The 24,503-nt window shown below is 48.4% G+C and carries 23 protein-coding genes; 14 read left to right on the forward strand and 9 right to left on the reverse strand.

Translation table 11 applies throughout. The features are described from left to right. The first annotated feature begins 136 nt into the window (after positions 1 to 136). The 4 genes from DFR47_RS09015 (at position 137) to DFR47_RS09030 (ending at position 4,366) form a co-directional block, all read left to right on the forward strand. Positions 137 to 1,894 carry an alkaline phosphatase gene (locus DFR47_RS09015; RefSeq protein WP_113944488.1) on the forward strand — a complete coding sequence of 586 codons (1,758 nt, stop codon included), beginning with the start codon at positions 137 to 139 and terminating at the stop codon, positions 1,892 to 1,894. A gap of 62 nt (positions 1,895 to 1,956) precedes the next feature. Next, positions 1,957 to 2,418, forward strand: coding sequence for a hypothetical protein (locus DFR47_RS09020; protein WP_113944091.1), 462 nt, complete (start codon positions 1,957 to 1,959; stop codon positions 2,416 to 2,418). Further along, entirely contained in the window at positions 2,418 to 3,128 is a 711-nt protein-coding gene (locus tag DFR47_RS09025) for an ABC transporter ATP-binding protein (RefSeq protein ID WP_113944092.1), read from the forward strand. Before DFR47_RS09020 ends, DFR47_RS09025 begins: the two co-directional genes overlap by 1 nt. Further along, positions 3,125 to 4,366 (forward strand): ABC transporter permease, encoded by a 1,242-nt coding sequence (locus DFR47_RS09030; protein ID WP_113944093.1) that lies wholly within the window; start codon positions 3,125 to 3,127, stop codon positions 4,364 to 4,366. Before DFR47_RS09025 ends, DFR47_RS09030 begins: the two co-directional genes overlap by 4 nt. A 44-nt stretch (positions 4,367 to 4,410) precedes the next feature. Here DFR47_RS09030 and DFR47_RS09035 read toward each other — a convergent pair whose 3' ends face one another. From DFR47_RS09035 to DFR47_RS09065, 7 genes are read right to left on the reverse strand one after another with little or no spacing between them, the layout of a single operon-like run. Next, positions 4,411 to 6,144 carry a fatty acyl-AMP ligase gene (locus tag DFR47_RS09035; protein WP_113944094.1) on the reverse strand — a complete coding sequence of 578 codons (1,734 nt, stop codon included), beginning with the start codon at positions 6,142 to 6,144 and terminating at the stop codon, positions 4,411 to 4,413. Continuing rightward, entirely contained in the window at positions 6,144 to 7,061 is a 918-nt protein-coding gene (locus tag DFR47_RS09040; RefSeq protein WP_113944095.1) for a hypothetical protein, read from the reverse strand. Before DFR47_RS09040 ends, DFR47_RS09035 begins: the two co-directional genes overlap by 1 nt. Before the next feature lie 53 nt (positions 7,062 to 7,114). After that, positions 7,115 to 7,978, reverse strand: a complete 864-nt coding sequence (locus DFR47_RS09045) for an SDR family oxidoreductase (protein ID WP_113944096.1) — start codon at positions 7,976 to 7,978, stop codon at positions 7,115 to 7,117. A gap of 1 nt (position 7,979) precedes the next feature. Then, positions 7,980 to 9,227: a cytochrome P450 gene (locus tag DFR47_RS09050; RefSeq protein ID WP_113944097.1), complete on the reverse strand. Its 1,248-nt coding sequence runs from the start codon at positions 9,225 to 9,227 to the stop codon at positions 7,980 to 7,982. Continuing rightward, positions 9,224 to 9,469, reverse strand: coding sequence for an acyl carrier protein (locus tag DFR47_RS09055; protein ID WP_113944098.1), 246 nt, complete (start codon positions 9,467 to 9,469; stop codon positions 9,224 to 9,226). Before DFR47_RS09055 ends, DFR47_RS09050 begins: the two co-directional genes overlap by 4 nt. Next, positions 9,462 to 10,133: a GNAT family N-acetyltransferase gene (locus tag DFR47_RS09060; protein ID WP_210207287.1), complete on the reverse strand. Its 672-nt coding sequence runs from the start codon at positions 10,131 to 10,133 to the stop codon at positions 9,462 to 9,464. The genes DFR47_RS09055 and DFR47_RS09060 overlap by 8 nt, the downstream gene beginning before the upstream one ends. Positions 10,134 to 10,135: 2 nt before the next feature. Further along, positions 10,136 to 10,867, reverse strand: coding sequence for a SapC family protein (locus DFR47_RS09065; RefSeq protein ID WP_113944099.1), 732 nt, complete (start codon positions 10,865 to 10,867; stop codon positions 10,136 to 10,138). Between the two features lie 287 nt (positions 10,868 to 11,154). Between DFR47_RS09065 and DFR47_RS09070 the strand changes: the two genes are divergently transcribed. The 10 genes from DFR47_RS09070 (at position 11,155) to DFR47_RS09115 (ending at position 22,748) form a co-directional block, all read left to right on the forward strand. Continuing rightward, complete coding sequence (locus DFR47_RS09070; RefSeq protein WP_113944100.1) at positions 11,155 to 11,970, forward strand: hypothetical protein; 816 nt, start codon at positions 11,155 to 11,157, stop codon at positions 11,968 to 11,970. Between the two features lie 35 nt (positions 11,971 to 12,005). Next, positions 12,006 to 14,405 (forward strand): autotransporter family protein, encoded by a 2,400-nt coding sequence (locus DFR47_RS09075; protein WP_113944101.1) that lies wholly within the window; start codon positions 12,006 to 12,008, stop codon positions 14,403 to 14,405. Positions 14,406 to 14,617: 212 nt separating this feature from the next. Beyond that, positions 14,618 to 15,769 carry an extracellular solute-binding protein gene (locus DFR47_RS09080; protein WP_210207288.1) on the forward strand — a complete coding sequence of 384 codons (1,152 nt, stop codon included), beginning with the start codon at positions 14,618 to 14,620 and terminating at the stop codon, positions 15,767 to 15,769. A gap of 113 nt (positions 15,770 to 15,882) precedes the next feature. Beyond that, complete coding sequence (locus DFR47_RS09085; protein WP_113944102.1) at positions 15,883 to 16,962, forward strand: ABC transporter ATP-binding protein; 1,080 nt, start codon at positions 15,883 to 15,885, stop codon at positions 16,960 to 16,962. Further along, on the forward strand, positions 16,955 to 17,836 hold the full coding sequence (locus DFR47_RS09090; RefSeq protein WP_113944103.1) for an ABC transporter permease: 882 nt from the start codon (positions 16,955 to 16,957) through the stop codon (positions 17,834 to 17,836). Before DFR47_RS09085 ends, DFR47_RS09090 begins: the two co-directional genes overlap by 8 nt. Next, positions 17,833 to 18,708, forward strand: a complete 876-nt coding sequence (locus DFR47_RS09095; protein WP_113944104.1) for an ABC transporter permease — start codon at positions 17,833 to 17,835, stop codon at positions 18,706 to 18,708. Before DFR47_RS09090 ends, DFR47_RS09095 begins: the two co-directional genes overlap by 4 nt. Before the next feature lie 224 nt (positions 18,709 to 18,932). Next, a complete protein-coding gene (sseA, locus tag DFR47_RS09100; RefSeq protein WP_113944105.1) occupies positions 18,933 to 19,754 on the forward strand; it encodes a 3-mercaptopyruvate sulfurtransferase in 822 nt (273 codons plus the stop codon). A gap of 190 nt (positions 19,755 to 19,944) precedes the next feature. Beyond that, positions 19,945 to 21,285: a c-type cytochrome gene (locus DFR47_RS09105; protein ID WP_113944106.1), complete on the forward strand. Its 1,341-nt coding sequence runs from the start codon at positions 19,945 to 19,947 to the stop codon at positions 21,283 to 21,285. Next, entirely contained in the window at positions 21,285 to 22,202 is a 918-nt protein-coding gene (locus DFR47_RS09110; RefSeq protein ID WP_113944107.1) for a c-type cytochrome, read from the forward strand. The genes DFR47_RS09105 and DFR47_RS09110 overlap by 1 nt, the downstream gene beginning before the upstream one ends. A 297-nt stretch (positions 22,203 to 22,499) precedes the next feature. After that, positions 22,500 to 22,748, forward strand: a complete 249-nt coding sequence (locus tag DFR47_RS09115; protein WP_113944108.1) for a hypothetical protein — start codon at positions 22,500 to 22,502, stop codon at positions 22,746 to 22,748. Positions 22,749 to 22,818: 70 nt separating this feature from the next. On the opposite strand, the gene DFR47_RS09120 is transcribed toward DFR47_RS09115, so the two are convergent. Both DFR47_RS09120 and DFR47_RS09125 read right to left on the reverse strand, forming a co-directional pair. Next, on the reverse strand, positions 22,819 to 23,637 hold the full coding sequence (locus DFR47_RS09120; RefSeq protein WP_113944109.1) for an ABC transporter permease: 819 nt from the start codon (positions 23,635 to 23,637) through the stop codon (positions 22,819 to 22,821). Then, positions 23,634 to 24,398 (reverse strand): ABC transporter ATP-binding protein, encoded by a 765-nt coding sequence (locus tag DFR47_RS09125; RefSeq protein WP_113944110.1) that lies wholly within the window; start codon positions 24,396 to 24,398, stop codon positions 23,634 to 23,636. Before DFR47_RS09125 ends, DFR47_RS09120 begins: the two co-directional genes overlap by 4 nt. Positions 24,399 to 24,503 lie beyond the last annotated feature (105 nt).

Consider the following 24,503-nt stretch of genomic DNA (forward strand, 5'->3'; position numbering starts at 1 on the left):
GTAAAATCCGTCTGATTTCCGGTGATAGCTGAGCCGGATTGCTGAATTTCACAAATCTGTCGGCGGACTGTTATATAACTGTCATCCGAAATTCTTATTCGGGTTCTGTATGGGACTCACTGTAGGAATTTCTGATATGCGCAAATTGCTTCTCGCTCTCGCTTCGGCGACTATGCTTACGACAACAGCCGGTGCTGCAACCGTCTATCCGCTGGACAGGGCAACAATCCTCGTCAATTCACCATTTGATTTCAAAGTTGAGTTCGACAAAGTTGTCAAACCGGAAGACATCAAAGTCACTGTGAATGGTCAGAACTACGAAGCAGTGTTCGGCAGCAACGCCGAGTTCGTTGCTGAAGAAAAGGGCGCTGAAGATAAAGTTCTGGGCTCAGCTCTCATCCTGCGCGGTCTTAAAATCGGTAAAGCCGGTGATTACAAGGTTGAAGTTTCTGCAGGCGAAGAAACCAAATCTGTAAACTGGGATGTTTATGCAACCGGTTCAGAAGCCAAAGCCAAGAATGTGATTTTCCTGATCGCCGATGGTTTGTCGGTTGCTCACCGCACCGGTGCCCGCATCATGTCCAAAGGCATGACAGAGGGGAAGGCCAATGGCCGTCTCAATATGGATGACATTCCTCCGGTTGCTTTCATCGGTACATCCTCAACCCATTCGATCGCAACCGATAGTGCCAATACAATGTCGGCTTATATGACCGGCCATAAATCGCGCGTGAATGCATTGGGTGTTTATGCTGATCGTACACCGGACAGTCTGGATGACCCTAAGGTTGAAACAATCGCCGAAGCAATGCGCCGCGAGACTAAAAAATCCATCGGCATTGTGACAAATTCTGAGCTTCAGGATGCAACGCCTGCGGCACTGGTTGCACATACACGCAAACGCGCCGATAAAGCTGATATTGTCGGTATGATTTATGATGTAAAACCTGATGTATTGCTCGGCGGCGGTTCGGCCTATTTCCTTGCCAAGGATGTGCCGGGTTCCAAGCGTAAAGATGACAAAGATTACATCCAGCTTTTCAAAGATGCAGGTTATGCGCTGGCGACCAGCAAAGATGAGCTTGCTGCAGCCAATACCTCTAATCAGGATAAACTGCTTGGTCTTTTCCACACCGGCAATCTTGATGTGACACTTGATCGTGAGTTCCTCAAGAAAGGCACTGTTGAGAAGTTCCCAAACCAGCCGGGTCTGGTTGATATGACCAAAACCGCTCTGGAAAAACTGTCCAAGAATCCGGAAGGCTTCTTCCTGATGGTTGAAGGCGCATCGGTCGACAAAATGAGCCACCCGCTCGACTGGGACCGTGCTTTGATTGAAACCATCGAGTTCGACAAAGCTGTCGGTGTTGCCCGTGAATTTGCTGCGAAAAATCCGGATACACTGATCATCGTGACCGGTGACCATACACATGGTGTTTCGATTATCGGTACCGTTGATGATGAAAAACCGGGCGATGATATGCGTGAAAAAGTCGGCACCTATGACAATGCCGGTTTCCCGAATTACGTAGACAGCAATGGCGATGGCTATCCGGACACTGTTGATGTATCCCGCCGCCTGTTCCTCTCGGCCAATAATGGTCCGGACCATTATGAAACGTTCCGTCCGAAAATGGATGGTGCTTTCGTACCGGCACTGAAGAACGAGAAAGGCGAATATGTAGCCAACGAGGCTTACAAAGATGTTCCGGGTGCGGTTTTCGTGCAGGGTAACATCCCGCGCGAAGATGACACCGGCGTTCACTCTGTGGATGATGTTGTGCTGCAGGCAACAGGACCGGGTTCTGAAGGTCTGCGTGGTTATATGGAACAGAGCGATGTCTATCGTGTGCTGGCTGACGTCTTGGCACTTGGCAAAGCAAAATCTGAATAATCATTCTTTGAACAGGGGCAGGCGGGGCTACCCGCCTGTCCGGTTTTTCTGCGGAGAGTAAAATGCGCACAGGACAATATCTCAACCGCAGGCAGCTTATGCTTGCTGCATTGGCAAGTGCACCTTTGCTGAGCTTGACTAACCGGACATCTGCCAGCGAGCAGCTTGGCTTTGACAAACTCTATAAAAGCTTTGGTGTTCTGGGGCTGGAGTTTTCGGATCAGGTAAAAAATTCTGCGGGAAAACAAGTCGAAATTAGTGGTTTTATGGCGCCGCCGCTGAAGGCTGAGGCCAATTTCTTTGTTCTGACCGAAATTCCGATGTCGATTTGTCCGTTTTGTTCATCGGATTCCGATTGGCCGGATAATATTATGGTGGTTTACCTCGCTTCCAAACAGACATTTGTACAGTTTAATGCGCCGATCCTGACGCGCGGTACTTTGGAATATGGCTCATGGACGGATCCGGAAACCGGCTTTGTTAGCCAGCTCCGCCTGCGTGACGCTTCTTTCAAAACGGTCTGATGATGATACCTGCCAAAGTCTCTGGCCTGCCGCTTGATATTACACAGCTGGAAGTTCGTTTTGCCGGACTTCAGCTTCCGGTTTTATCCATTGAAAAATTTAGCCTTGCTGCCGGAGAGCATTTAGCCATTACCGGTGCATCAGGCTCGGGCAAAAGTACCCTCGTTAATGCGATAACTGGTCTTGAAGCAGTTAAGACCGGAAAAGTTATCTGGGGCGATACGGAAACCAGTAGCCTTTCCGCTTTCAAACGCGATGCGTTTCGTGCCCGCAATATCGGCTTAGTCATGCAGGACTTTCATCTGTTCGCCGGTCTTTCAGCGCTCGCCAATGTGCTTTTGCCGCTCAAGCTGAACCGTGGTGTAAAAGCTGCCGATCGTGAGCGTGCACTTGGCCTGCTTGAAACTGTTGGCATTAGCCGCCCTTCACAACATATCGAAACTCTGTCGCGCGGAGAGATGCAGCGTGTGGCGATTGCGCGTGCCTTGCTGGCAAAGCCCGGCGTGATTGTGGCAGATGAACCGACGGCAAGTCTTGATCAGAAAACCGGTGCGGATGTTGCGGAACTGCTGGTACGTCTTGCAACAGAGGAGCAGGCAACACTGATTGTTGTCACGCATGATCCGCAACTGATGCAATATTTGCAGCGGCACATCCGGCTGGAAGGCGGCAAAATCAGCAGCGACAGTACGAAGGCAGAATTACCATGATCGCATTTATCTTTGCCGATCTGCGTCGATTTTGGGGCGGTGCTGTTGCTATTATCGTGCTGCTGGCATTGTCGGTGGCATTAAGCTCTGTCGTCACATTGCAGGAGAGGGCGGTACGTCTTGGCACTGCACGCGCATCAGACAAGTTCGATCTGGTCATCGGTGCGGCCGGTAGTGATACACAGCTGACATTATCATCTGTTTTTCTGCAGCCTTCACCATTACCGCTTATATCCGGCGCAATGCTGGACAAACTCAGCAAAGACACTCGCGTCGCTTTTGCTGCGCCGATCGGTTTTGGTGACAGTGCGATGGGGTTCCCGATTGTCGGCACAACCACCGATCTGATTTCAGCTCTGTCACTGGAGCTTGAGGAGGGGAAATTGTTCTCGCGCTTGGGAGAAGCGGTGATTGGCTCGGCCGTTGATCTGGATGTGGGCGGCAGGGTAAGCCCGATGCATGGGACAGTGGAAGCCGGTGGTCATGCCCATACCGAAATCAGATATCAGATATCAGGCAGAATGGCGCCGACCGGTACGGCATGGGATCGTGCTATTCTTGTGCCAATGCGAACGGTCTGGCAGTTGCACGGCATGGAAGCGCATGAAGAGCATGACCATAGTGAGCACGCCGATACGCCGCACGATCATGATCACGAGATTGATGTTGATGCGCCTCTTGATGAAGTTTTTGATGCGAAAAGCCCAGGCATTCCGGCAATTCTGGTGAAGCCTAAAACCATTGCCGATGCTTACCGGTTGCGTCAGGAATATCGCTCTGAAAATACATTAGCCGTTTTTCCGGCAGAAGTGCTCACACGATTATATTCGACACTTGGTGATGCGCGCAGTCTGCTGCTTGGTATTGCTGTCGGGACACAAATTATTGTTGTCTTCGCGCTCTTACTCGTAGCCATTATGCATATCGGCGCGCGCAAACGCCAGATCGGTGCATTACGGGCATTTGGTGCTCCCGTCCGCTCTATTATTGCAATTGTCTGGGGCGAGTTGTTCCTGTTGCTATTGCTCGGAATTTTTCTCGGCCTCGCAATCGGCTATGCGGTGGCACATGCGATTACATCATGGCTCACGGCGACAACTGCAGTGCGAATGCCGGTTGAATTCGCGATGAATGATGTTTGGCTGATTGCTGGTTTTATCGCGGTTGCTGCTGTTGTTTCTCTGGTGCCGGCTCTGCTGGCTCTGCGTGTGAGTGCAGCAACAGCTTTGCGTTCTTAAGAGCGAGCCTGTGATATTTCAATCAGCTTTTATAGCTGTAGAAGTCATTCTTCTGAATGTGTCTTCCCGCTCATATTTGTTGAGCTGTAAGACAAATATAAAGCTTTGGCTTTAGCTCGGGAGAGTTTACCGGAGGATGTGTATTCAAGGCTTTTGGGCGCAACCAGTGTTACCCTAATGCTGGTGCCTTCACTGGTATGAATGGCTGTTTTGATTTTCCGTATCAGATCTTCCCGTTCCTCATCATTACGCAGAGTGGTCTCGATCAGAATGATAATGCTCTCAGAGTTATCTTCTTTCACTGAAAATGCTGCGCTGCGTGCAGCAGACATGCTTGGAAGGCTTGCGATAGTATTTTCAATATCTTGCGGCCAGATATTCCGGCCATTCACAGTCATCATATCCTTATAACGACCGGTGATAATGATCTCTCCGTCACACAGATATCCCATATCTCCTGTATCCAGATACGTGTTTTCTTGTTGATCTGGTTTTGGACCGGTGCATGGATGACTATAGCCGGACATCAGGCTTGGTCCGTTTATATAAATATGTCCGATATGACGTGGAGCTAATACTTTGCCATCAATATCGCCGACATATACATTGTGACTGGTCAGAGGTTTTCCACAAACTGTGAAAGTCAGGACGGGGCTGTCTGGATTAACGCACGGGACAGCAATACCGTCTCTTTCCAGTTTGGTTTTATCGACGAGGTCGGTTTTAAGGCCATGCCGGTAGCTTACCAATAGCGTGGATTCTGCCATGCCATAGCTCGGAGTTAAACTACCGGGATTGAAGTTGCTATCAGCAAAAACTGTACAGAAATGATGTAATTGTCCGGCATGGATCATATCGCCGCCGATGCCCGCGATTTTTATAGCTGAAAGGTCAAGGTTAGTATCTTCTGGCTTGAAGCGGTTTGCTGCAAGATGATAGCCGAATATCGGGGCATAAGTAATTGTCGAGCGAAGCCCGGACATGAGTTGCAGCCATAATAAAGGTCTGCGTGCAAAGGCAGAAGGACTAATGTAGTCAACATTCGTTTGGGCAAAAAGCGGCGCTATTGAAAAACCAACCAGTCCCATATCATGATAAAGCGGAAGCCACGAAAATGCGCGATCTTCAGGCGTAATACGAATACATTCACGCAATATGCCCCGCGCATTGTATGACACCGCCTGCTGAGAAATGACGATACCTTTCGGCTCTGACGTGGAGCCGGACGAAAACTGAATATAGGCAGTTTCATCCGGCTGCAGTGCGGTGCTGTGTTCTACAGACGAAAGATGGGCAAGATCGGAGAAACCAAAAGCCTGAACGCAGGTGGAATGAATAAATTGCTCTGACAGATCTTTTAAGTTGTCAGGATACCATAATGCTTTGGCATTGGCAGCTTTAAGCAGGTTGTTGATACGTTGAATATAGGCAGACTTTCCTCCGAGATAGAGTGCATGCGGGAGAGGGCATGCGATAAGCCCTGCATATTGACAGCCATAAAAGAGCGTAAAAAACTCTGCGCTCGTATCGGCGATAATCGCAACGATGTCGCCACGTCTGAGACCTGATGCAAGTAGTTTTCTTCCCGTCCGGACAGCCGTTTCTTGTAAATGTTTATAGGAAAGCTTCTGTTGAACTTCCCCTTTTGCATTGTAAATACGGATGCCATTGGTACCTTGAGCGGCATAATCCAGCGCCTGACTGATCGTGTCAAAATCACCGGTACGCTGTGCAAGCGAAATTGTTTGCATTGTTTTTTCTTCAGGTTGAGAAAACATTATAACATTGTTGTACTGACATTCTCAGTATCCAAAATTGTATTATGAGCTGTAAGTATAGCGGTTTCAAATTCTTGATTGTTATATATATTTTGTGTGTAGGTGTAATCTATTGCACCTTTAGCAATAGCCAGAGAAAGAATGATCATGTTTCTGCTTAATCTTTCAAGCAGTGGCATAATTTCAATTTCTTTGCCGCCGGGAGCCTGTAGTCTGATGAGCTTTGCATCATGTGCCGCTTGAAACATTTTCTGAACATGCGCTCTGGATACTCCGAAATTGCGGGACAGTTGGGAAAACGATAGTGCAATAGCTTGTTTATGATGACAGTGACGGGCAGTTTGCAGGATTTTCAATAAGATAGGATATCCGGCCTCTCGTTTAAGAAAAATATTTATTGCCGAATTGTTTTTAAAACAAAGACTCGATCCAAAATATATTTCCAAGAATTTTTCAGGTATAGATGAGTTATTTGTATTTGATTCAACTTTAATGCTCGGGAATATTAAATTTAAAGATTTCTTATTGATATTAATTTGATCATTTTTAATTTTATAAAATTTTTCTGTTGCTGCAAGGGAGTTATATCGTCTGTCAGTAACCGATGGTTTTGATGTTAAAAAACCAAGATGGACAGCAGTATCAATAATCGCTGAAGTTCGGTTCGGCGTGGCGAGTTGTTTGTCGCTTGTAAAAAATTGTAGCCGTGTTTTTGTGAATGAAGCTGAGGAATCTTTCAGTAGTTCTGCAATTTTTATTGATATTAAGTATTTTTTATATTCAGATATTAATTTTGATAAAAGTTTATTTTTTTCAAAAAAATCTATTTGATTATCTATGTGATTGTATATCGCATAGTTAACATTAGCCGAAAATTTTATTTTTCTTATATCTTGATGCAATTTTTCGTAAATCAATAAAATCATCCCGATTTTATTTGTGATATCATAAAAAAAACTTTAAATGATTATTAATCATCGTCAATAAAATTCATATCTGTATTTTTTGAAGATTGTTGCTGCAATTTTGCAGTCTGCAAACGTTTTTCAGTTTCACGGATTATATTTTTGTAGCTATCACTGCCCAGAATAAGTCGTAGTGGCGAATTTTTATCTGTAGTGATCTTAATAATCATTTGTGCGACTTTGTCAGGATCTCCGATCATAGGAAACCGCCCCATCGTTAAAAGCCGCAAATATGTGCCAACAGTTGTTTTACGATAATCGTCAAGCAGAGGCTCTATAATAACAGCATTATTATCAAATTCCGTTTTAATTCGCCCGGGCTCTATGAGTGTAACTTGGATGCCCAAATTTTGTACTTCTTTTGCGAGTGCGTCAAAGAACCCTTCAGCACCCCATTTGCTGGCATGATAAATACTTGCAGATGGATAAGTGATCTGACCGCCTTCACTGGAGATATGCAGAATATGTCCGGATTTTTGTTTTCTGAAATACGGTAAAACTGCTTTTGCCAGATAGATCGGTGCCAGCAGATTGGTTGTGATATGAGCGCGAATGGCCGTATCATCCAACTCTTCTGCGGCGCCGACCAGTGCGTAGCCAGCACAACTGAGTAAGATGTCTATGCCACCTGCGAGTTGAAAAGCATGGTGTATTGCAGGCGCGATTTTGTCTGACTGTCTCAAGTCAAGTTTGAGCACGAAGAGTGTTGTTGGGTATTGGTCAGATAATGCTTTGAGCTTATGAGGACTGCGAACCAAAGCAACAACTTTATGGCCACGCTGTAACAGCTGATTTGTCACGCTGAAGCCGATGCCGCTGCTTGCGCCGGTAATGAGCCATGTTTTTAAAAGAGGCGCACCCGCGGTCATCTCATAGCTCCACTACACGGACAGGCTGGCCGCCTTGACGCAGCATTTGGGATTTCCAGAGATAGGCAGGTGGCTCATCAGAAGTCAGTTCAAATCGTGCGCGTGTCAAGAATATACTTAAAAAAGTGATCATTTCCAACAGCGCGAATTGTTTCCCACCACAAACGCGCGGACCAATACTGAATGCCGTGGTGTCGCCAGAAGCAATTTGTGCACGGCTATCTGTAATATCGGGCTGCCATGGATTATCACGCAGACGCTTGTCATGCTGAATACCGATAAAGGACACCATGATATTCTGTCCGGCCGGTACAGAATTGTCGCTGAGATTGTCATCTTCAATCGCATAGCGTGCAACGATCGGGGTCGGCGGAAACAAGCGCAAGGTTTCTGAAATGAAACGGGCTAAAGGTGCGATTGAAGCAAGGGTTTTCCAGCTCGGATGAGAAGACTGCCAGAACGCCTGAGACAGGCTGCGTAACCGATCCTGAATTTCGGGATAAAGTGCCAGAAGATAGCAGGCCCAACTCATTGTTGCAGCTGATGTTTCCGCACCTGCCGCCATGAATGTCATCAGTTCATGTTCTAGAACGATACGGTCTGCCTCGCGCTGGTCAGCTGCCAGCAAATCATGCAACAAAGGCGATTGAGGCAGCTCAGGATCGCGGAAATATCCGAGCTGACGGAGAACTGTTCTGCGCAAATCGGGGAGTTGTTGTAATCTGTTGCGATAGAGGTCGGTGGTTTTGCCGTGCGGCACAAAGGAATAGTCTGAACCGGCTTCCATGAATGTTGCCAGTATTGATAAATCAATACCGGTAGCCTCCAGTTTGATATCGAAAAAATTCTCAACAAGAACACTTGCTGTCATTGTGCGCAATATAGCATCATCAATACGATCGCTGGCTGTAGCTGTTTTTGTGAGGGATGATATGGCCTGTGTGGCGTAATGACTGGCAAGCTGAAAAGTTTTCTCGCGGTCAAACTTATTGAAATAAGACTGGGTCAGCTCCCGTCTTATTTGCCATGCATGACCGTCTTCTGAGAACCGTGATGGGCCGAATACCAGGCGGAACCATGCCATGTTTTTACGATAATTGGCCGCATTAAGACGCAGAATGTGATCAGCATCTTCATGCCGCTGGATAATGCGAACATCCACACCATTCAGTGTTGTTGAGATATTCTGACCATTATGGGTACGCGCAAAATCATAGAGCTGTGCACATATACCGGAAGAAAGGCTCATTGGTGTGCTTGTTTCAAAAGCTCAGCCATATCTTTGACTGTGCGCATATCAAGAAGGGCAATCGGATCGACTTCCTGCCCGATAAATTTCTCAGTTTCCAGAACGATGAGTTCAAATGTAAGGCTGTCGATATCGCTGAGTGAGTTGATATCAGCATCTTCAGGAATTGTATCTGCCGGAATAAACAGGCAGCCAGCAAGAATTTCACGGGTTGTTTGCAGATAGTCAATTTTATCAGTCATCGTTTTGGTGTTCCTGATGGGACAGGGCATGGTGGGAAATGATTTGAGGTGGTGTGTCTTTAAAGGATGCAAACACCAGCAAATCAACGCGTTTACCATCGGGGGCGATACATTCCCTTTTAAGATGTGCCTCCAATGTAAAACGGGTATTGTTTTTAAAATTAAACAGCATGGCATAATTACGTGCCAGAATACGGGCTGTAAATTTCTCAATGTCACGTTCGGCGTAAAAATGATCAAGAATAGCGTCTATTGTCGACCATAATGTTCGTTTTCCGCGTTCTGAGGTGTCGCCTATACCGGTTGTCAGGCTGCCGGTTTTGTGCGTGCGATTAACATCAATCGTGTAAAATCCAACCAGTCTGTCGTCAGCACTGTCAAAAATTCCGAGAATGTAATGATAGTAATTATCAAATCCGGCAATGAAACTGCTTAGTTGAGCCAGATCAAAATCTACTTTACTGAGATTAAGACCACGTAGCATATCAGCACGATTCAACCAGGATAACAGTTCTTCGCTTGCATCTGCGGCAATCAAATTGCGAACAATATAAACGCCGCTTTTAATATAAACGCTATGATATGCTGAAGTGACGGTTGTGTCTTCTTGCTGGGCAGGAAGCGACACCATAACCGGTCGTTTAGCAAGTGAAATGACGGACATTTTTATACCTGTTCCGCAAATTGTGCGGCTTTTAAATGCCGATACCAATGTAGATGTGAAAGAATGATCAGACCGGCAGCATCGAGCCAGCCTCTCTGATGCCAGTTATGCACAATATGAGCTGGCAGGCGACGATAAGCTTGCTCATCAATCATGTAAAAACGGTAGATTTTTTGTACGCCGTCTTCCACCACTTTAAATTCAAGCTGGCTTGGTGTGAGTATGGCAGCATTTTTCAGAACCATAGCCAGCTTTTTTGCCTGCATATGGCCGGTATAAAACTGCGCGGCAGCAGTGCCTATCTGCTGTAATATATCGGTAGGATTCCCGTGCGTATCAAACAGAGCCAGAGCGCCGCTATCATTGACAGACGGTATGACTTGTTTGCTGTTTTCATCAAATAGCAGTACGCCTGCTGCCTGATCAGGTAGTTTGTGTAAAGCGAACGGATAGAGCTGCCTGAGTGCCGGCTGATAAAGAGCGACAGGCGCATCGGATTGGGGGGGGGGAGGTGGCTGAATACCGGTAATCGCAACAGGAAAAATGTCATCCTCACCCATAAAAAAGATCGGATAATGGCTCGCTACCTGGATGAATTCAAATAAAGCGATCGGAGTATATAGATTTTTTAAAGAGGATAACTGGTTTTTCTTTTGGATCAAACCGTAATTTTTATGATTTTCAGCACATAGAGAGACAGGAGATTGCAGTATCGAGGAATAAGAAATCTGCATTATTCATAATTCCTATTTCAGGCAGTGCACTATTACATAAAAGATAAATCATAAATAAAAACAATGATGATCATATTCATGTCGCTAAGTGAATCGTAAACATCATTCAATAAAAATAAAGAATTTCATAGATGTTTTATGTGTTAAATTATTAAATAATAAAATTACCACCAAATTTTATCAAAAAAGATGAGTTGCAAAGATTCCAATTCTGATTCTATCCGGTATTTTTTTGATTCTGTAAGTAACTACTGAATTATGAACCGCGATGGACGCAGGGGGCAGTTATGGCAATATCGGTGACACGCCATCAGGGTGCAACACGATACACCTTGATTAGAGGTAAAGTGCGACTGCATCTGCTTACATCAGCTGCTATTGCGATAATCGTTGTCAGTTCACCATCCGTCGCCATGGCGAATGAGTGGCTGGGGTCGGTTGATAATGACTTTTTTAAAAAAGAGAACTGGGATGATCTCCGCGGACCGCTGGGAGCAGGCTCTTCCGTCAATAACGGGCATGCTGTTGGCGTTATGGATTTAACAGTACGCCCGAGATCTTCTATTGCTGAGGAGATCGGTACTGTTGCGAACGAGAATGCGAGTCTGAAACTGCAAATTTTGACCGATCCTGATGATATTATGAACGATGTCGGGCTGGATTTTGGGGAGAATTTGCGTGTCGGAGCGAATGGCGGGCAAGGATTGCTTCAAATTGCATTAGATGGCCCTGCAATAGTTGATATGAGCCCGAGGAGTGTTGAGGTTGGCACCGGCGCAGGCAGTGTTGGTACTCTTAATTTGATAGGAACCGGAAAAGATACGAGCAGTGGTCCTGGTACAGCCTTTAAAATCAGGAATGAATATCGGGATAAAACAATTGAAGAATTGCTTGCCATGCCCAGCAATGGCCAGGAATGCTTGGTGTGTTCCTCAGTTTATCATTTTAATAATGATGAAGGTATTTTTATTGGCAAAGATCAGGGAAGTGGTACGCTCAATATTGATAAAAGTGCGTTCACTATAGGCCAGCGCAGTAATTTTATTATTGGTGTGGTGCGGGCAGTCAGGGGGTCGTTAATGTTCTCGCAGGCGGGAAACTGAATGATTTCGGTTATGGACATTATAGTCAGAATAGTATGCGTATCGGCAATGCAGGCGGGCAGGGTATTCTGAATGTAGGCGCGGGAGCAGCAAGTAGCTCTGGCTCTGCACCGGTGGCAATTTTTTCGACAGGACTGGATATTGGGAATGGAGCCGGCAGCCGCGGTGAGGTCAATATTCTGGCCGGCGGCAAAGCGCACAGTTTCCTTAACAAAGGTGTTGCAAACGGTGCGCTTGACCCTGATGCCTCAGCAGAAGAATACGCTGATTACCGAACACGTATTGGTGTGGATTCCGGCATAGGTGCAGTGACAGTGTCGGGACAAAACTCTGTATGGTATCAGTCTGGTTTCCTTGATGACTCCCTGATGAAATGGACAGCGAATATCACAACGACAGCAGGGTATCTCTATGTTGGTGAGAGTGGCGAAGGGACGCTGACTATTGCAGATGGCGGGGTTGTGCGGGCTGGAACTGCACACTGGACTTATGATGAGGATAGTTATTATACTTATCGTAAACTGACCGACCACGTGGCTGACGGAACTGTTTTTGTTGGAGAAAAAGCCGGAGGTAGCGGAACCATCAATATTGGTGGGAAAGTCGGTGAAGCACCGACCGCAGCTGGCAGGCTCATGGCAAAAACGCTCGAATTCGGTGAAGGTTCAGGCCTCGTTCGGTTTAATCATACCTCTTCGGATTATGTTTTTGACGAATTTGATGCCAAGTATCGTGATGGGCCATCGCGGCCTAGCAAGCTTGAGATTAAAGGCAAGGGCATACTTGAAGCTGCTGCCGGACGCACTATTCTGCAGAATGATCAGCTCGGCTTTAATGGTGTTCTTCGGTCTGCTGGCGGCATTTTGCAGGTGAACAGCGATATTTCAGCTGCGGAAGCACAGGTTCAGCTTGACGGTGTTTTGGAAGGCATTGGCTTCGTCGGGAATACAAAAAACGCGGGTATTATTGCTCCGGGAAAAACGCCGGACGGCGCACAGGGGTATTTGAGTTCAATCGGGACATTGACGGTCAAAGGTAATTATACCGGGGATAATGGTGTGCTGTCTCTGGATACTGTGCTGGGCGGCGACAATTCCAATACAGACCGGTTGGTTGTAACCGGCGATACTTCGGGGCAAACAAAAGTTATTGTCAAGAATATCGGCGGTGAAGGCGCCCAGACAATCAACGGTATTGAAGTGATCAATGTCGGTGGCAAATCCGAAGGTGAATTTACCTTACTGGGCAATTATAATTTCAACGGCAAGCAGGCGGTTGTCGGCGGTGCTTATGCCTATCAGTTGTATCAGGGTGGTGTCGCAAATCCTGCTGATGGTAATTGGTATCTGCGCTCTGAGCCTATCCCGGAAAAACCTCTGTATCAGGCGGGTGTGCCGGTTTATGAAGTTTATCCGCAATTCCTGCTGGGCTTAAACGGGTTGCCGACATTGCAGCGGCGTGTTGGCCGTCGTTATTGGAATAATGATGGTAACCGTGTAGTGACTGAAGGTGCAGACAGTATCGGATCACCTTATGCTGAAGCGGGAGAAGCCGGTAGTGTTATCGATCATAACGGTGTTTGGGGGCGTATAGAGGGCTCTTACAGTAAAGTTAAACCGCAGACTTCTACTTCGAATGCAGATAATACATTTGATAGTTTCCGCATGCAGGCCGGTATTGACGGTATGCTGACCGAGACAGAAGCAGGGAAACTGATCAGCGGGATTACAGCGCATTATGTGCATGGCTCGGCAAGAATCCGTGCGACCTATGAAGGTAGTAATATTTCGGAGACATATGGCGGCGGCGATATTTCAACGGATGGTTATGGTTTTGGCGGAGCACTGAGCTGGTATGGCGAAAATGGCTTCTATGCTGACGGACAGGCACAAGCGACCTGGTATAACAGCGATTTGAGCTCAAAGCTGGCGGGTACCAGTCTTACGCATGGTAATAAAGGTTTTGGCTATGCCTTGTCACTCGAAGGCGGCCGGCGTTTTGCTTTGGATCAGAACTGGACGATTACACCGCAGGGTCAGTTAATTTACTCGCACGTGTCTTTTGACAGCTTTGATGATGTTTTTGGTGCGCATGTACGTCTTGATCGGGCCGCAAGCCTGCAGGGGCGCATGGGTCTTGCCGTTGAGCGACAAAATTCATGGCAAGGAGCTGATGGTATGATTGCCCGCAGTAATATTTACGGTGTTGGCAACCTCTATTACGAGTTTTTGAATGGTACGAAAGTGGAAACTGCCGATGTTATGTTTGCTAACCGTACTGAAAGACTATGGGGCGGAATAGGCCTTGGCGGCAGTTATAACTGGAGTGGCGATAAATACGCTATTTACGGTGAGAATTCAGTGAATACCAGCCTGAGCAATTTCGGAGACAGTTATGCTTATAAAGGGAATGTCGGCTTCCGGATGAAGTGGTAAAAAGGGGCAGAGATTGGTCTTTATATAATAAAGCTGTGATGTTCTGTTTCATCTGAAGCCGGCGGGAGTACGGCGAGGTCATGAAACATAAAATGTTCAAATAGTTTTAAAAAAATCACAAGAAACCGTCACTGAACTGTTATCTGCTGCTGTTAGGTGCCTGCTCAAAGAACTTGATGAAATCAGTTTCATCTTGAACAGGAGAGCACCTGATGGCCTTTGATCATAAGACATCCACCCGCCCTGCATTTCCGCTCAGCCGCCGCACATTTCTGCGTGGTGCAGCCGCCACTGCGCTTAGTATGCCGCTTGTTATGCGTGCCGGTGATGCTTTATCTTCTTCCGGTAACCTGCGCATTGCTGCCTGGGCCGGTTATGTTTCACCGGAAATGCTCGCGGCTTTTGAAAAAGCCACCGGCATCAAAGCAACTTACACTGCATATGGCACCAATGATGAAATCCTCAATCTGATGAAAGTTAATCAGGGGCAGGGTTTTGACGTTATCTGGCCAGCGCTCGACCGTGTACCAAATTATGTTGAAGCCTCACTCATCGCACCGATTGATGAGAGCAAGGTTGAATGGGATCGTTGCATCGACAGTGCTTTGAAGAGCTCTGAAAAACTCGGCGCGGTTGTTGATGGCAAGCGTTATCAGGTACCGACAGACTGGGGCACGGAAGCAATTGCTTTCAACACGGAAAAATCGCCGCTTGTTTATGCTGATGCATCTTATAGCGACCTGTGGAAGCCGGAAATGGCGGGTAAAGCCACTGTTCGTGGCCATTCGGCGCTTGTTGGCCTAGGCCTGTGGCTGGAAGCGGAAGGTAAATTGCCTCGTCCGCTGCTGGAAAGCTTTGCCAGCGAAGAAGCGATGCGCGTCAATTATGATGTGATACTTAAAGAAGCGATTGCCCGCAAAGGTAATATTGCTCAGTTCTGGGCGAACCAGAATGAAGCGCAAGGCGCTTTTCTCACCAATGGGTGCATTATCGGCCAGACATGGGATTCAACGGCTGCCGGTTTGAAAGAACAGGGCCAGCCGATCAGCTATATCTCACCGAAAGAAGGCGCACTGGCATGGATGGAAGGTGTGTCACTTCCGGTTGGTGCCGAAAATATTGATCAGGCCTATGCCTTTATGAACTGGATGCTCACACCGGAAGCCGGTGCGATGTATGCAAGCCATGCCAAGGTCAATACCACCGCTAAGGGTGCCGAAGCGCTGCTGCCGGAAGCTGACAAAGTCTTCTTTGCTGCTGCTTATCCTAAGGATGCACTGGACAAACTGTGGTGGTGGCCAATTCAGGAAAGCTGGTTTGTTGAACTGCGATCTGAATATCAGGATCAATTCCTCGGCGCATGAACCGGATAACAGATACGTTTGCCTGTATCTGTGAAAAACTCCCCGCCTTTCTGCCAAACGCCGGTTTGCACATAAAACTGCAAACCGGCGTCATTTAAAAATGAGAATTCCCTATGACAAACGCAGTCAGTCTTCAGAGTGTTGAGATGCGATTTGGCGCAACAACAGCCGTAAAATCGATGTCTCTGGATGTTCGCTCCGGCGAATTTTTCTCCATTCTGGGGCCTTCCGGCTGCGGAAAAACGACTCTGCTGCGTATGGTTTCGGGGTTTTTACAGCCGAGTTCCGGAAAAATCCTGATTAATGGTCAGGATATGACCCATGTTCCGGCCAATCGTCGCCCGACTGCGATGATTTTTCAGTCTTTGGCGCTGTTTCCGCTGATGCCGGTATGGGAGAATATTGCATTTGGTCTTGAAGTGCGCGGCGTCAGCAAAGCACAGCGCCGTCGTGAGGCAGACCGATTGCTGGAACTCATTGCCCTGCCGGGCTACGGCGATCGCATGCCCCATGAATTATCGGGCGGGCAGCGCCAGCGTGTTGCTATTGCCCGAGCCTTAGCCATTGAACCGCAGGTTTTGCTGCTGGATGAGCCGTTGTCGGCGCTTGATCTGAAACTGCGCCAGCATATGCGTGCCGAGCTTCGTGAATTACAAAAACGTACCGGCGTGACTTTCATTTATATCACCCATGATCAGTCTGAAGCCCTCGCCATGTCCGACCGCATTGCGGTGATGAATGCCGGTCGCTTGCAGCAAGTCGGCGCGCCAATTGACCTTTACACCAAGCCTGCGACTTCATTCGTTGCTGAATTTGTCGGTGAGAATAATATTGTCTCCGGTACGGTCGTTGATACTTTTGACGATTATGTTGTGCTGGAGGGCATCCACGGTCGTTTTATTGGTCGTCGTGGCGCAGTCTTACAGCGTAACCAGAAAGCGCGTCTCTATGTGCGCCCTGAAGCACTGACACTGGATGCAGAAGGTGAAGACAACAAGCTTACGGTTGTCTCAAAACGCTTTGATTTTGAAGGCTCTTTTGCCACTGCCCATACGGTTCTGCATCATGAACAATCCCCGTTGAATATGCAGGTCACCATACCGCATAAGAAACTGCATCAGGTACCTGAAATCGGTAGCAGCTTTACAACCGGCTTCTCCAAACAGGATGCGGTGGTGCTGGCACATGACTGAGATCTATCAACGCTTCGGCAAAATACTCGGTACAATTTTCATCGCCATTGTCACCTTCTGGCTGCTGTGTCTGGTGCTGATCCCCAATCTGACGATGCTGGATTTTGCACTGCGCCCGAACCTGCCGCCTTCACAACTGGGCGGTGAAAAAGACGTCTATTCCGCTGATAATTTTCTCTATTTGTGGAACCACCGCAGTCACAGCGCGATCTTTCTGAAAACAATCTGGTCGAGCGCTTTTGTGACGCTGACCACTTTTGTGCTGTGCTATCCGCTGGCCTATTGGCTGGCGCAGGTTGCCAGCATGCGCAAAACCGCGTTTGTGCTTGTGGTTCTCATGATCCCTTACATGATGAACGAAGTGCTGCGCGGGCTGGCATGGTTTATTATTCTGGCTTTTGAAGGCCCGCTGAACGCCATCCTGCTTGGCCTCGGTCTGCTTGATGAGCCGGTGCGTTGGTATGGTGACGGCGGTGTTCTGGCCGGTATGGCTTATGCCTATCTGCTGTTCATGCTGTTCCCGATGTATAATTTGATCAGCACGCTCGACCATGCCCAGATTGATGCTGCACATGATATGGGCGCCAGTGCATGGCGTATTCACCGGCGCATTGTGTTGCCCCATGCCAAAGTTGGTATTGCAACAGGCTGTGTCTTCACCTTCATGCTGTCCGCAGGCAGCTATATGGCTCCTGCGCTTCTCGGTGCTCCGGGCAGCCGTTGGTTTACCCAACTGATCTATGACTGGTTCTTTGAAAGCGGTAACTGGAACCGCGGTGCGGCCTATGCTGTCACTTTGCTCGTCTTATGTATGTTTGTGGTGCTGGGCACGCTGCGTCTGTTCCGCGTTAATCTTGCGAGTGCCGTGAAATGAGTCAAATTCAGTCTTTTGCCAATCAACCGGCAAGTCACAATCAACGCTTTTATCAGCCGACATGGTTGCAACGTCTCAGCGACAGGCTACCTCGCATTGGTTTTGCGCTCTATATGCTGCTGTTTTTTACCTATCTGATGTTGCCGCTTGGTATTCTTGCCGCAGCTACATTTAACAGCAGCAGCTTTCCCACGATTACGCCATGGCTCGGCACCACCCTGCAATGGGTTGATGCCATGTTCAAGGACACTCAAATGTGGGCTGCATTGGGCAAATCCCTGTTGATTGCCGCAGGGGTGATCGCGCTTTCCCTGCCGGTTGGCACTGCGGCGGCTCTTATTCTGACCAGTTTGCACGGGCGGTCACGTAATTTCCTTTATGCACTGATGGTCTCGCCACTGCTCACACCGGGTGTAGTAATCGGTATTGCCACATTGCTGTTCTGGCGCAAAACCGGGATCAGCGGGGGGCTTTTTCTGACCATTCTGGCGCAATCCAGCTTTATTATTTCTTTTGTGATGCTGATGATCGCGGCACGGTTGCAGCGTTTTGACCGTACAATGGAAGATGCGGCACTCAGTCTTGGTGCTTCCCGTGCCTATGTGTTCCGTCGCATTCTGCTGCCCTATCTGCGTCCCTCCTTGCTCGCAGCGTCATGTATCGCGTTTCTGCAATCCTTTGAGAATTACAACACGACTTTGTTCGTCCGCGGCACGGAAACGCCGCTGACAATTTTCATTGCAGCCAAAGTTCGTGCAGGCCTTACGCCTGCTGTTAATGCGCTGGGATTGACAATGATGGTACTAACAATTGGTGGTGCAATCGTTTGGGAAATTTCCCGTCGCAGAAAATACATGGCGCAAAATAATTGATAGCTGATCTTTTTGATGAGCGCTACGGAAGCTTGTGCGCAGCTGGTGGATGCATTTGCGGATACGCAAACGGGCTATAATGCCTGTATAAAAGACCCTGCCGGTGTCTTCCGTAACAGAATAAAGTTTTGTATCTCCGGCAGCGCTGATTTTAACTAATTTTTCTTGCCATTCGCAAGGACACTTATACTCTGTTTCAGTATGAGTGACATATGGGGAATGAAATGACGCCGGAAGAAATTTTTGTATCGCCGCAATGGGTGAAAGACCGCCAGAAAACAACTGGTTTGAAGATCGTTGATGGCTCGTGGTATATGCCAGCGACGAAGCGTAATTGCGCTGAGGAATTCGAACAGGTTCATATTCCGGGGGCAGTGTTTTTCGATCAGGACAAAATTGTCGACCCGAGTTCTTCATTTCCGCATACTGTCCCGTCACCGGAAGTCTTTGCTGAGGCTGTCGGTAAACTCGGCATCAGTGCCAATGATGAGATTGTGATTTACGAAACCGGTGATCTCTTCGCGGCTCCCCGCGTCTGGTGGCTTTTTCATATCATGGGCGCTAAAAAACTGCATATTTTACGCGGCGGTATTGCTGCATGGCAGGCGGAGCGTTTTGAAACGGAAAGTGGCAAAGCTGCACCGGCAGCGGTTGAGTTCAAACCTGATTATGCCGTTGACAAAGTGGTCTTTATCGAGGAAATGGTGCTGATCGCCAAACATGCGAAAGCACATATCGTTGATGCACGTTCTGCAGAGCGCTTTACCGGTGCCGTGCCTGAGCCGCGTGTCAATGTGCGTTCCGGTTCAATTCCTGGCTCGAAGAATATGCCTTTCGGCTCGTTGGTTGAGAATGGTGGCTTTAAGTCACTCGATACCATGAAGCTGCTGTTTGACGCACAGGGTGTGAAAAAAGATAAGCCGGTGGTGACAACCTGCGGTTCCGGTGTGACTGCAGCCGTCTTGTTTCTTGCTTTGAATATGCTGGGTTATGAAAATGTCCGTCTGTATGACGGCTCATGGACAGAGTGGGGCACAGTCACCTGATAGGTGACTGTAAAATACCAGTTTTTGAGTATAATTTTCTTTGAATTTGCGCTCATAAAAACTAACATTCTTCTATTTCTGGCGTTTTAGAACATAAATATCGTGAATGGCGATAAACATTGATCTGAATCAATGAGAAAGACTCCTGAGAATCTCACATTGAAATAAAGAGACGACTCAGGAGTTCAACATGAAGCTTGTTAAGACGCTTGCCCTTTGCGGTCTGGGCTTGTTTGGCGCAAGCTATGCAATTGCGGTTACATCGCATCATTGGTATGCGCCAAAGCAGGAAGCTACAGTCAATATTCAGGATCCGGTACTGATTAAGCAGGGTGAATATCTTGCCCGTGCCGGTGACTGTATTGCGTGTCATACTGCACCGGGCGGCAAGGAATTTGCCGGCGGTCTGGGTATGCAGACACCGCTTGGCACTATTTATTCAACAAATATCACGCCGGATAAGAAAACCGGTATTGGTAATTATAGCTACGGCGATTTCGAGCGTGCTGTCCGTCGTGGCGTACGCCCCGACGGTGTGGCGCTCTATCCGGCTATGCCTTACGTTTCCTATGTTGTCGTGAAAGACGATGATATTAAAGCGCTCTATGCCTATTTCATGTCGCGCGTGGAAAATGTCGAGCAGGAAAATCAGGCTTCCACTTTGCCATGGCCGATGAATATGCGCTGGCCGCTAGCCTATTGGCAGCTGGCTTTTGCGCAGCCGCGGGAATTTACATCGGCAACCGGCATGGATGCGATGGTTGATCGCGGTGCTTATCTGGTTGAAGGTCTGGCGCATTGCGGCGCCTGCCATACACCGCGCGGTATCGGTTATCAGGAAACAGCACTCAGTGATGACAAGAAGGGCAATTATCTGTCCGGTTCTGTTCTTGAAGGCTGGTATGCGAAGAACCTGCGTGATGAAGGCACCGGTCTTTCCACATGGGCTGAAGCAGAAATTACCGACTTCCTGAAAACCGGACGTAACGACCGTACAGCTGCCTTTGGTGGTATGTCCGATGTTGTTGCTCACAGTACTCAATATCTGACTGATGACGATCTGACATCGATTGCCCGTTATCTGAAGAGCCTGCCTGCGCGTGCCAGTCATCCGCAGCAATGGACACCGAAAGAAGATGTAACAACTGCGGCACTGCGTGCCGGTGACTTCTCCGCTCCGGGTGCTGTTGGTTACGTCGATAATTGTGCAGCCTGTCACCGTCTGGACGGTCGCGGTGCAGCCCGTATCTTCCCTGCATTGGCCGGAAACTCGATCGTCTTTGCCGAAGATCCGAGTTCGCTGATCCAGCTGACACTGGATGGCGCTGCAATGGCAGATACGCCGCATGATCCGATGGTCTTCAAGATGCCGGGCTTTGCTCAGCTCACCAACAAAGAAATCGCGGATATTCTGAACTTTATCCGTAATGGCTGGGGCAATCACGGCTCGCATATCAAAGACAGCGATATTGCGCGGATGCGGCATCTGATTGAGCACAAACCTGTGCATTATGTTCCGGAGGCAAAATAATGAGTAAGCAATTCTGGATCGGAACAGCTGCGGCTCTGGTGGTAACAATTGCGGCTGCGGGCGCAGGCTGGACCTTCATCGTCAAGCCGTCCCGTGTGGATGCTCCCCCGCTGCCGACCTATGATGTGGTGGATGCAGATGGCAAAGTCGTCGGAAAATACACCATTCCGAGCGATGATCTGATCGCCAAAGAGCCGGACGCTGAAGCCATTATGTATGGCAAACGTCTGCTCAATGAAACGGCGCGTCTGATGCCGGATAATGTCGGCGCAGGTCTGAACTGTAACTCCTGCCATCTGGCACAGGGCAAGCTGGATAAGGGCGCACCTTATATTAACTCCTATAATTTCTATCCGCGGGTTATGCCGCGGGCAGGTAAGGAAGTTAATCTGGTCATGCGTATCAATGGTTGTTTCCAGCGTTCGATGAACGGGAAACCGGTTGATCCGAAGTCCAAAGAAATGAATGCCATGATCGCCTATATGAAGTGGCTTGGTCAGGGCTTGCCGAAAGAGCACATGGTGAAAGTTGCCGGTGCGGGGCCAATTGATGAAACACTGGTGCCTGATCCGGTTAAGGGTAAAGGCATCTATGCAACCCAATGTGCGGTCTGCCACGGCAATGACGGTGAAGGTAAGAAAGACCAGTTCGGCGATTATATTTTCCCGCCGCTCTGGGGTGATGACAGCTTTAATATTGGAGCGGGCATGGCACGTACCTATAAAGCAGCGGCATTCGTCAAATATAATATGCCTGTCAGTGTGAACCTGAATACACCGGTTGGGCAGGGCGATATGCTGACAGATCAGGAAGCAGTGGACGTGTCTGAATATTTCACTCATATGCCGCGTCCGGACTTTGCCGGTAAGGTCAATGACTGGCCGAATGGCAAAAAGCCGAAAGACGCCCGTTATTAAGATCGGGTGAAGTTTGAATGAAAAAGCCGGTAGCAAAATTTGCTACCGGCTTTTTGCAGTTGAAGATGCGGCCTATCACTGTCACAAGGTTCTTTTTAGACTTTTGTGTTTGTCTGAAGCATGTTGCAGCTAAATGGAGCATTTAGGCTATTTCACAGTCAAGTTGGATCAACTTGGACAGTCTGGGATAATGCGACAAACTAAGGAATCTAGAGCGACACTGCGATCCAACATGGACGTAAATCGCTCTGGCGTCCGCGAACAGGGCTGCACAAAGAAAATAAGGGCTGAAATTTCGTGAAAAAGTTACTGCGGATAGTATTGATTGTTGTGATTGCTGTTGTCGCCATCATGGGGCAGCGTTGGTACAGCTATGTGACCAATACGACTGATCCGTTTGATGAGGTTGGTATCAGCTTGCAGTCTTATATGCCTGCACCATTGCGTCATTGGGGCTGTATGCAGCTGAAACAGAATTTCGGGCAAAAGACCTTGCCGCCTTATGGTTGCCAGTCAGCGGACAGCGGTACCAAATGGGTTGATTAAAGGTCGTTTTCCAATCGTATAAAAAAGCGCGGATAACTGAAGTTATCCGCGCTTTTTTATGAGTATGAAGTCAGCGCCAGCTGAGGAAATAATGCTCAATCCGGCCGATGAGCCAGCTGGTAATCAGCCCCATCACGGAAAGAATGGTGACCCCGGCAAACAGGCGCTCGAGATCGTAAAGCGAACCGGCTTCCAGAATATAAGCACCGACACCATATTCTGCGCCAAGCATTTCAGCGGCAACCAGCAGAATAATGGCAATCGCAATAGAGACGCGTAAACCCGACAGAATGCCAGGCAGCGCACCCGGCAAGACGATCTTGCGAATAATCGACCACCATTTCAGATTGAAACTCTGTCCCATGCGGATCAGGCTGCGATCCACATTATCAACCGCGCCATAGGTCGCGACCACTGTTGGTGTGAAAGTGCCGAAAGCGATCAGCGCATATTTCGACATTTCATCAATACCGAACCAGATCACAAATAATGGTAGCAGGGCAATTTTCGGGATCGGAAAAATGGCAGCAACCAGTGGCACGAGACCGGCACGCACATAGGAAAACAACCCGATCATGGTGCCGAGCAAGACGCCGACAGCAATTCCCATAGATGCACCGATAAACAGGCGTTGCAGGGATGGCAGCAAATGCTTCCAGAGCAGGCCGGTATCATAGAGCTGATAGAAGGTGTTGAAGACTGCGGAAGGGCGCGGCAAAGTGAGATTGGAAATGAACCCTGTGCGGGTGCCGATCTCGGCAAGGACGATCAGGACGACAAACAGGATCGGCGCAATGAAGCGTACTTTAACCGGTGCAAAACCACCGCCGCGAAACGGAACCGGACGGGTGACGACTGCCTGTTGCTGGTTGTCTGATGGTTTTGTCATTTCAGCAGCTCCTGATCCGCAGCCATTGCTTCATCGCGCATGAGAGCCCATAGTTCTTGCTGTTTGGCATCCAGTACCGGATCAGCGAGGTGACGCTGGTCAAGCGGTGTGTCGATTGTCACAACCTGATTGATGCGTCCCGGACGGCGTGACAGCACCACAATCTTATGGCCGAGGCGGACGGCTTCAGCCAGATTATGCGTTACATAAACGGCGGTGAAAGGCTGGCGTGTCCAGAGCGATACCAGATCATCCATCAGCAATTCACGGGTCTGGCTGTCGAGCGCGGAGAGCGGCTCATCCATCAACATCACATCAGGGCGCACAGCCAGTGCGCGGGCAATAGCCACACGCTGTTTCATGCCGCCGGAAAGCTGTTTGGGATAGGCATTGGCGAAGTCAGACAGGCGGGTGCGTGCCAGCACATCAGAGATGATGGTATCCATTTCTGATGAGGATAATTTATGATCTTCCAGCACCAGCCGGATATTACCGGCAACGGTACGCCAAGGCAGCAAGGCAAAATGCTGAAAAACATAGGTCAGCGGATTGAGCGATGAAGGCGAAGGCTCTCCGACCTGTAAAACTTGACCTGAGGTTGGTTGCTCAAGGCCGCCGATAAATCGGAGCAATGTGGATTTGCCGCAACCGGAGGGGCCGATCAGACAGACAATCTGCCCCTGATTGATCTCTAGCGTGATATCACGCAAAACTTCGACCTTGCCATAATGGTGGCCGACATTTTTTAACAGCAAATCCATGCAGTTTATACTTCTTCTTGTCAGGGCGGCAGGGTTAAAGTGTATCCCGAAAAGTGAAAACGGTTTTCGGATAAGATACACGGTATAACAAAAAGACAGAGCATT

It is taken from the genome of Pseudochrobactrum asaccharolyticum, assembly GCF_003314995.1.
Lineage (GTDB): Bacteria > Pseudomonadota > Alphaproteobacteria > Rhizobiales > Rhizobiaceae > Pseudochrobactrum > Pseudochrobactrum asaccharolyticum.